Below are 8,975 nucleotides of genomic sequence, written 5' to 3' on the forward strand. Positions count from 1 at the left end.
AGACTTCCTTGAAGGTGCCGGTCAGCATTTGATTGTCGGTGTAAACGTAAAGGCCGGCCTGAAAATCCAGGTTCGGAAACCAGGCATTGCGCTCTTTCAACAGGTTCTTGGCCGCCTGGATTTTGGAGATGGTTTTGCCGGACACCATTTGATTGGTGGTGCTGGACGTATCGAACAAAATGATAAAATTGTCCGCGGTTTTAATCAGGTCCGTTTCCACCACCAACTCTTTTTCCATCATCTCCTGAGTGATCAGGCGAAAGGCCTGCGCATCGCCAAACGTCCCTAACGATACGAGAACGGTGATGGCCAGAACAATAGTGATCAATTTTTTCATGGTCGGTCTCCTTAGTTTCGAATTTATGTTAATAAAAGAGTCTTAAATAGAGTTGCACACCGGCATAACCGAAGTTGACGTTGCCGTTCAGATCAATCCCCGGATAGTCCTCCCCTTCCGCTTCGATGTTGATCCTCAGGGTGTCGAAACCCAGGCCGATGCCCACATGGTCCCACGGTTTATACTCCAGGGCTGCGTTGACCTCGAGGATCGACCCTGCAAAATTGTCGTATTCCAGGTAAAACACCTGGACACCGGTCCGGATGAACCAGCGGGGCGTCAAGGCGATGTCCATGCGCAGCCCCAGTACCGGCAGTGGCGCTGTAAACCGTGCGGAGCCCTGTTCATCGATCGCACCGGCCACCTTCAACCCCACATCGATGGGCATGATGTAAGCGCCGATCTGGACGGCCAGATCCAGACGTTCATCCTGGAGGAATGAATAGCTGTAGGCAAACTGGTAGATGTCCAGATCGAAGAAGGCATCGACGGTGCTGCCGGCACTAATGGGTATTTCATTGCCGTCATTATCTTCAATAACGATGTCTTGCAGGATCTGGCGGCTGCCGTCCCGGTTAAGTGAAAACCAGCTGAAATCCAGTCGATGGCGCCGGTTGTCGGTGAACCGCCACAAGGCACCCACGCGAAAAACCGAACTGTCGGAGTCCAGCCCCAGCAAATCCTCCACATCGATATCGACACCGATGCCGGTTCCGAGCCGGAAACCGCTGTCCACGGCGGCCAAAAAATAACCGGCTTGTATGCCGAACTTCTCCCACGGCTCTTTATTCGTGTCGGTTTCTGAGCCCCAGCTTGCTGGAGGAAAAAAGAACATCACCACCGTCGCGGCCAGCAGCCATTGTTTCCATTGGGATGCTTTCATGTTTTATCTCTCCTTTGGGGCCATCATCGTCTGGTTTTCCAGTCTTTCATGGCCGTGCCGAAGTGGGATATCCAAAGCCGGAATCGCCCGCTATGGATGTCACGATTTTCCGGAACGGAATTCCGGGCGCCGCTCAAGCTATCTCTTTGATCCGGTTGCCTCAGGTTATTTTAATTTAAAATTTTGCCCGGAACTTAGCGACCCCCATAAAGGGTTGAAAAAGGGGCGAAACCGGGGGGATCGGCCACTTTAGCGATCATTTTTTACCCCCTGATTACGTATAATTTCCAGCGGTACTGCACTCTTGATATGCAGATCCAACTGGGGAAACGCATATTCGATCGCATGGGTGTGGAAGACATCCCGTTATCTGGTCAACCCTTCAGATAAAGGCAGCGCCGATGGTGGGACGCTTAAGTATTTGACGATATCCGCGTATAAATTGGATTCAATCTTGATCTCCAGCTGGAGAAATTTCAGCACGGCCCGTGCCGGCAGCACCGCGCTGAATTTTTCCAAAGCCGACTGCCGAAGCGCAATTCGTTCAGTTTCAAGATCCAGGAACGCATTCATCACGCCCCTTGCCGATTCTTCCGAAAGGGATTCCTGCTCCCCCGCAAACAAAAGTGGCAGCCGCGAGCGCCTTGCCCGAATCATTCGCAGTTCCTGCTGGTAGGCGTCATGTAGCGGCCAGAACACCTCGCATTGGTCTGGCGTTAAATCCAGGGCCGTTGCGATGATCTGCTTCTTGACACTATCCATCTGGGCAAATGCAGAGGCATCGTTAGTCAAGCTTCCGCTTTCCGCAGATACGGAAACAGCTGACAGGCCGATCAAAAGGGTCAACAGAAGCAGTTTCATCTTTATTGGAAACCTTCACCCACTGGCTATAAGAGAAGCTTTCATCACGACCCAACGCGCTGTAACACGATTGGCTTGATGCCGTCGGCAATGGCACGGCTCAGGGATTCGATCATCCGATTCTGAAGCTGCACAAGGCCCTGAAAGGTGTCGTCGTTGACGGTTTCCTGAATGATGGACCGTTTTGTCAGTGACAGGGAATCGTCGGTTTGGTCGAACAGTGACCACCGCGCAACCAGGACCATGTCCTGACCACGTCTTCCATCCAGGCGCAGGATCTGAACGGCGACGGTGTAGTCCGTCTCCACGGGTCGGGACATGCTGAGGATGTCGATGCCATCGGCAGCCAGCATTTCGGAGAGATTCTCGGCGATCACGCGGGTCAGGTTGTCACCCAGCGGCTCCATCCAACGGTTGAACTCGTCGAGCTGGTATTCGGCACGATCTAAATGGGTGACAATCTGCGGCCGGTTCAGATATTCTGGAACTTCGACCGGATCCAGACTCACCAGCACCAACGGGCGCTTCGATACCCGGGCCGGGTCGAGCGATGTCGGCGATACCGGGTCCAACATGTAAAATTGGGTCGGTGCCGACGTGCCGCCGATACATCCGGCGAGGCCCAGACACAATAGAACCGCTGCTATCCTGTTGAATCGAGAAACATGGACGTTCATCAGACTACCTCCTTTTCGATCCGCCTTTGCCTTGGATCAATGCTTCTGGATGCCGCTCCAGGTAGCTCGACCACACCCGGATCGATCGCACCGCCTCGGACAACTCCTTGAGTACGCTGCGCAGTTCAGCACGTTCTTTGCTGTTCGCGTCGGTCAGATCGGCTACGTTGGCAAACGCCTGGCCGACATTGTCGATAGTCGGCTGGGCACCGGTGGACAGGTCGGCAAACGCATTGGCCGCGCTGCGGACGCTTTCGGCAGCGGCATTCGTGTTTTTCAAGGTTCGCTTGGCTTCGCCGGCCAGGGGCTGCACCTGGCCGTTGAGGTTGAGGATAAACTGGTCGGCATGGTCGGCAACCCGCTGAAACGAGTCGACCAGTGGGGTTATTTTTTGATCCAGCGTCGCGGTCAGCTGTTCGGCGTTAGCCGCGGCCCGGTTGATATGGTTGACGCTTTCCGTCAGGGCAGGATTTACCAGAAATGCCTCCAGGGCCGTCAGCGACGCGGACGCTTTGTTCATCACTTCTTCGATCGGCAGACTTTCTATTTTTTGGGTGAAGCGTTCGAAGCTCGATGGGATTGTGGGGATTTCCAGGTATTTTTGGGCAATTCCGGAAAGGCGCTTGGGTTCATCGGGCAGCATCTCCAGATTGACTAGCAGCTGGCCGGTCACCAGGCTCTGCATGTCCAGCCTGGCCCGCAAACCGAGGTCGATCAGTCTCTTGAGGGTTGCTTCGTCACTTCCCTTCACCTCCGCGGTTTTTTCAATTTTACCCTCGTCAGTTTCTACCACCACTGGAATGCGAAATGTCATGTTTTCCGGGTTGGCCTGCAGGGTAATTTTGACCACACTGCCGATTTTTACCCCCCGGAAGGTGACTGGCGCGCCGATGTTCAACCCTTTCGCCGACCCCTCGAAATACATGACGTAACGATTAACTTCCTGGAACATTTTTCCGCTGCCGAATACGATGACGCCGACAACCGCCAGCACTACCGCTCCGACAACGAACGCGCCGATGACAGCCTGGTTTTTTCCCGAATCGCTCATATGAACCTCCGGTTAAGGATATTGCCCGCTCTGCCGAGACGTTGAAACAACAAAAATTGGGCCTGGTCACATTCCCTCTATTCTGAATGGGTTGTCTTCGGGCGCCAGACGGTTTTGTAAAACATTCGAGATCAAGGCTTGCGCATCCCGAGGAATGAGTCGTACTGAGGGTACGCCGCAGTGACGAGGGATGACGCGTAACGCAGATATCGGATGTTTTACAAAACCGTCACTATATACCGATGATGTTGCAAATCACCGTAATTAATGCCGTGGCCACGACGATGCTCACGATTCCGGTTACCACCGCCGAGGTGGTGGCCTCGCCCACCGCCGATGCGCTGCGACCGCATTGAATCCCCCGCAGGCAGCCGGACAGGGCCACCAGCACACCGAAGACCACACTGTGAAACAGCCCGATCCACAGGTTGGTCAGTCCGATGGCGCCTTTGGTCTGGACGTAGTACTCGACCAGGCTGATGTCGAGCATGCTCACCCCGACGATCAGGCCCCCCAGGACACCCATCAGGTCCGCGTAGAGGCACAGGAGGGGCATCATTACCATAAGGGCCAGCATGCGGGGCAACACGAGAAAATCCATGGGCGAGATGCCCAGGGTCTCCAGGGCATCCAGTTCCTCGTTGACCTGCATGGTGCCCAGCTGGGCGGCAAAGGAAGCGCCCGTTCGTCCGGTGATGATGATGCCGGTCATCACCGCCCCCAGTACGCGAACCATGGCCACGCCCACCAGGTTGGCCACATAGATCTGGGCGCCGAACATCTGCAGCTGGATGGCTCCCACGAAGGCCAGGATCAGGCCCACCAGCAGGCTGATCATGCTTACGATGGGCAGGGCGTCGGCCCCGCATTCGCGCAGCAGCTGCACAAAATCGACTTTCCGAAAACGGGCTTTGCCGGCAACCATCCGGGCCAGGGCCAACACGGCCGCACCAATAAACGCCAGCATCTCCATCACGGTCTGAAAAAAGGCTGCGGTGTCTTTGCCCACACGGACCAGAAACGAATCGTGAGGGGATTCACCGCTGGTATCCGTTCTCTCGGGAACGGCTGAAGCGATGGCCAGAATGCTGCTGACACCGTCGGGCAGGCCGGATAGGTCGATCTCGATCTGGCTGCCCGAAAACCGCTGCTTCAAGTCGATAAGAAAGACCAGGAACCCGCTGTCCCAGCCGGTCATGGCGCTGCTGTCGAACCCAATTTTGGCCATGCGGCCGGCAGGCATTTGGCTATCGACCTCATCCTGGGAGGGAATCTGATTGTCGTTGCGCCAGGCACCTGAAAACCTTATCCGCACCGTTCCGTCGGATAGCTGGTCGATGGCCAATTCGGCCGGCTGGACAAGCCCCGTTTTCATGCGCTCACCGCCCCCCTTCCCTCACCGCGCGTCAGGAAATTGATCACTTTGGGATCGTTGGACTCCGCCAACAGTTTCTTCGGGTCCCCGTGGGCGATGGCGGTCTTGGTCTCGGGGTCCAGAAAAACCGAGTTGCTGCCAATGGCGAAAATGCTGGCCAACTCGTGGGTCACGATTACCATGGTGGTCTTCAAGCTGTCCTGGAGCTGCAGGATCAGATCGTCGAGCAGGCGAGCACTGACCGGATCCAGCCCCGCGGACGGTTCATCGAAGAAAAGAACTTCCGGGTCCATGGCCATAGCACGGGCCACACCCACGCGCTTGCGCATGCCACCGCTGATCTGAGAGGGATAATAATTCTCGAAGCCGCCCAGGCTGACCAGCGACAACTTCAAGGATACGATTTTGCGGATCTGACGCGGGCTCAGGCTGGTGTACTGCTCCAACGGCAAGGCCACATTTTCGGCCAGGGTCATCGAACTCCACAATGCGCCGCTTTGAAACATAACCCCCAGGTTGCGGCGAATCCGGTTCATGACGTCGGTCGAGCCGTAGAAGTCAACCTTGTCATAGTGGATGGTTCCGGTCGAAGGCGGCTTGAGTCCGGTGAGGCCGCGCATGGTCGTGCTCTTGCCGCAGCCGCTGCCACCCATGATGATGAACACGTCCCCATGGTTGACCGTAAAGCTGACATTGCGCTGAACCACGTTACTGCCGTAGGCCAGGGTCATGTCGTTGACGACGATGTGCGGTTCCTTTTTTTCCTGGATCAAATTGTCCTCTGCCTGATTTAGGGTCGTTTCCAGATGATTAGTATCTATCACTAGCGGGTAGCGCACAAACACCCCCGAAAAGGGTGAAAAACGGGGGGGGATCATTCGCGATTGCTCTGAGGGCATGCATATAGACGGTCAAATATTAAACAGCAATGCGGTGTGTGTCAATATTGAATGAATCAACGTGCGTATGCATATGGTAGATTTTTTACTCTCACCCAAACAAGCGTTTCCCATGTTGAAGTCGCTAAGTAACATAACCCATACTTTTTGTAATAATTTTTATAAAACCAAAATGGGAAACGCTCAGCTTGGGTCTCACTAATTCAATCCGCCAATGCTCCAGTATGCCAGCGCAGTCCGCAACCCAGACTGCGCCCCTCCGGGGTGAACCCAAAGCCTGCCTTTTGGGCAGGGATTCTTTACGCTGCGGTTCACTCAAGGCAACCAGCCGCACCCGGAACGGCCAACAATCATTATTGTTAAAATGGATTGTATTTATTTCCAGTTTTCTGTACCCCTTGTTTTTAGCCCTTCACGGGGGGTGCATGCCAGGCGTTCTAATGCTAATTTGGGCCTATCCAAAAACGGTTATTTCGCTCAATTTAGGTTGAACCCAAACTGAGCGATTGTCGAGCTTGCCGCAGATACAAGGAAGATGTCTTTCCGCTATAGTTGCCTATGCGGGAAGATATCTGACGCCGTAGATGCGGTAAGATCGGCAATCCCAACGGGTTTTCCATTTTGAAGTCGCTAAGTGACATAACCCATACTTTTTGTAATAATTTTTTATAAAACCAAAATGGGAAACGCTCAGCTTGGGTTTTAATCACGCAATGAGATTTCACGCAGCCCATCCGCCAGCAAATTAAAACCTAAGATCAGTGAAGATATTGCAATACATGGAAACAGGGTCATGTGGGGAAAAACCATGGCCATTTGCCGCGTTTCATTGACCATCCCTCCCCAGTCAGGATCTGGTGGCGGCAGCCCGAGGCCTAAAAAACCAAGCACACCAATGGTAATAATCACGTAGCCAAGACGCAGGCAGGCATCCACAATAAGTGGCCCCCTGGCGTTGGGCAATATCTCAAACAACATGATTCTCCAGTCCGTTTCACCCCGGGTCTGGGCGGCAGCCACATAATCACGGTTTCTCAGATCCAGGACCAGTCCACGCACAATACGCATAATTCCAGGAGAGGAAGCAAAGGTGATGGCGATGACAATGTTAATTCCTGACGCACCAATGGTTGCAATGACGATGATGTAGAGCACCAGCACGGGGAAGGATAATATAATATCTGAAATACGGGATAGGATATCATCCACCAAGCCCCCGCGGTATCCGGCCATCAACCCCATCAGGATACCCACAGTGTAAGCGCTAAAGGTTGCAATCGGTGCATAAAACAGTACGGTGCGTGATCCCCAGACAAGACGGGACAGGATATCTCTGCCCATATGGTCGGTGCCCAGCCAGAACGTACTGCCCGAAGCTGCCACCGCCCCTGGTTTGGCAAAGGGTTGAATAGATGCGTTGGGGTCAAATTGCGCTATCAATGGGGCAAAAATAGCGACGATTACCCAGAACAGAACCAGAAAAACGCCGATCATTCCCACCCAGCTTTCCCGCAGGAGTCCAAATGATTTTATTGCACGCAAAATCGCTGCGCCATAACCCACAGATGGCATTTGAGTTGTGGATTGAGTCGCCATTTTTTATTTCTCCTTAGCCTCTTAACTAAATCGTATGCGCGGGTTAAGAAACGTATAGCCGATATCAGCTATGGTTTGTGAACTGACAGCCACAACAACCGCCACCATCGCACAGGCTTCCAGAAGTGCGATATCATTATTCAAGGAAGCTTCCAGGAGCAGTGCCCCAAAACCTTTATAGGCAAAGAAAAATTCAACCACGATAACACCAGACAACAGCCAGTTGATTTGCAGCATGATGACGGTGAAAGGGGCGATCAATGCATTGCGCAGCGCATGCTTGAGAATTACCCGTCTGTATGGAAGACCTTTTAATACAGCCGATCTTATGTACTGGGATGTCATCACTTCGGCCATGGAGGCCCGGGTCATACGGGCCACATAGCCAAAATCATAAACAACCAGTACCATGGCGGGAAGGATCAGTTGTTTAAATTCAAACCCGCCTATCATGCTGCTGGTTCCCGGCAACCACTTTAATCCAAAAACAAAAAGGGCAGAGAAAAATACAGCACTGGCAAACTCCGGTACAGATGTGGTTAAAATGCCAAAAACGGATATGGTACGATCCAGCATGGAACCCTCCTTCATTCCTGACAAGACACCTAATATTAATGACAATGGGATCATGATGGCAAAGGTCCAGAAGCCCAGAATTGCCGTATTCCATAACCGCGGTAAAAGCACTTCTTTGACCGGGCCTTTGTAGCGTATTGACGTTCCAAGGTTGCCCGTGGCAAAATTACCCAGCCATTTTGCATAGCGCACCACAGTCGGCTGGTTATACCCATGCTGGTCCCGCCACATCTCTTTTTGTTCATCACTGGCAAAATTACCCAGGACACGGGTGGCAGGGTCACCGGTAAGACCTGTTTCCAGAAGCAGGAAGAGAATAATGGATACGACAACCATGGTAAAAAGCATGAAACCGATCCGCTTTAAAAGCAGCAAGATCATTTTGACTCCTTACTTAATCTTAGGACCTGGCTTTTGTGTCTGGTAAGGGGAGGATTACCCCTTACCAGACATTAGATTGTTTTCAATTAAGCCACAGAGACCTTGTGAAAGCGATAGTATCTGACCGGGTCCATCTCAAAGCCAACCACGTTATCTGAAACCGCTGTAAAAACAGACCGGAAGAAGGGTTGTACCATGACAGCATCACACTTATCTTTCACGGCTTTCGGCTCGTTCAGCGTTGTACACAGATTTCCGTTTGCTCCTTGACGACCTTTCGGGTGCCCTGACGGCCGACAATTATCGCCGGTTGGTCGTCCACGACAACGTCCTGGCACG

The 8,975-nt window shown here is 53.1% G+C and carries 9 protein-coding genes; all 9 read right to left on the minus strand.

The features are described from left to right. Positions 1–337 (minus strand): hypothetical protein (locus QNK41_RS06030; RefSeq protein WP_319254781.1); only part of this gene is annotated, 337 nt, incomplete at its 3' end. 28 nt (positions 338–365) lie between these two features. Next, positions 366–1,220 (minus strand): hypothetical protein, encoded by an 855-nt coding sequence (locus QNK41_RS06035; protein WP_319254783.1) that lies wholly within the window; start codon positions 1,218–1,220, stop codon positions 366–368. A 366-nt stretch (positions 1,221–1,586) separates the two neighbouring features. Continuing rightward, on the minus strand, positions 1,587–2,081 hold the full coding sequence (locus QNK41_RS06040) for a hypothetical protein (protein WP_319254785.1): 495 nt from the start codon (positions 2,079–2,081) through the stop codon (positions 1,587–1,589). A gap of 44 nt (positions 2,082–2,125) precedes the next feature. Beyond that, positions 2,126–2,758 (minus strand): PqiC family protein, encoded by a 633-nt coding sequence (locus QNK41_RS06045; protein WP_319254787.1) that lies wholly within the window; start codon positions 2,756–2,758, stop codon positions 2,126–2,128. Between the two features lie 4 nt (positions 2,759–2,762). Further along, a complete protein-coding gene (locus QNK41_RS06050; RefSeq protein WP_319254789.1) occupies positions 2,763–3,809 on the minus strand; it encodes an MlaD family protein in 1,047 nt (348 codons plus the stop codon). A 232-nt stretch (positions 3,810–4,041) separates the two neighbouring features. Continuing rightward, entirely contained in the window at positions 4,042–5,184 is a 1,143-nt protein-coding gene (locus QNK41_RS06055) for an ABC transporter permease (RefSeq protein ID WP_319254791.1), read from the minus strand. After that, the gene (locus QNK41_RS06060) at positions 5,181–6,062 is read right to left on the minus strand and encodes an ABC transporter ATP-binding protein (protein WP_319254793.1); all 882 of its coding nucleotides are present in this window, start codon (positions 6,060–6,062) and stop codon (positions 5,181–5,183) included. The genes QNK41_RS06055 and QNK41_RS06060 overlap by 4 nt, the downstream gene beginning before the upstream one ends. Positions 6,063–6,785: 723 nt before the next feature. Further along, complete coding sequence (locus tag QNK41_RS06065) at positions 6,786–7,679, minus strand: ABC transporter permease (protein ID WP_319254795.1); 894 nt, start codon at positions 7,677–7,679, stop codon at positions 6,786–6,788. A gap of 21 nt (positions 7,680–7,700) precedes the next feature. After that, positions 7,701–8,636, minus strand: coding sequence for an ABC transporter permease (locus tag QNK41_RS06070; protein ID WP_319254797.1), 936 nt, complete (start codon positions 8,634–8,636; stop codon positions 7,701–7,703). Between the last annotated feature and the right edge of the window lie 339 nt (positions 8,637–8,975).

It is taken from the genome of Desulfosarcina sp. (assembly GCF_033791525.1).
Taxonomy (GTDB): Bacteria; Desulfobacterota; Desulfobacteria; order Desulfobacterales; family Desulfosarcinaceae; genus Desulfosarcina.

What these genes read in the sequence shown, in the direction of transcription:
- QNK41_RS06035 (WP_319254783.1), bottom strand. Translation starts at nt 1,220, where the DNA reads ATGAAAGCATCCCAATGGAAACAATGGCTGCTGGCCGCGACGGTGGTG.
- QNK41_RS06040 (WP_319254785.1), bottom strand. Translation starts at nt 2,081, where the DNA reads ATGAAACTGCTTCTGTTGACCCTTTTGATCGGCCTGTCAGCTGTTTCC.
- QNK41_RS06045 (WP_319254787.1), bottom strand. Translation starts at nt 2,758, where the DNA reads ATGAACGTCCATGTTTCTCGATTCAACAGGATAGCAGCGGTTCTATTG.
- QNK41_RS06050 (WP_319254789.1), bottom strand. Translation starts at nt 3,809, where the DNA reads ATGAGCGATTCGGGAAAAAACCAGGCTGTCATCGGCGCGTTCGTTGTC.
- QNK41_RS06055 (WP_319254791.1), bottom strand. Translation starts at nt 5,184, where the DNA reads ATGAAAACGGGGCTTGTCCAGCCGGCCGAATTGGCCATCGACCAGCTA.
- QNK41_RS06060 (WP_319254793.1), bottom strand. Translation starts at nt 6,062, where the DNA reads ATGATCCCCCCCCGTTTTTCACCCTTTTCGGGGGTGTTTGTGCGCTAC.
- QNK41_RS06065 (WP_319254795.1), bottom strand. Translation starts at nt 7,679, where the DNA reads ATGGCGACTCAATCCACAACTCAAATGCCATCTGTGGGTTATGGCGCA.
- QNK41_RS06070 (WP_319254797.1), bottom strand. Translation starts at nt 8,636, where the DNA reads ATGATCTTGCTGCTTTTAAAGCGGATCGGTTTCATGCTTTTTACCATG.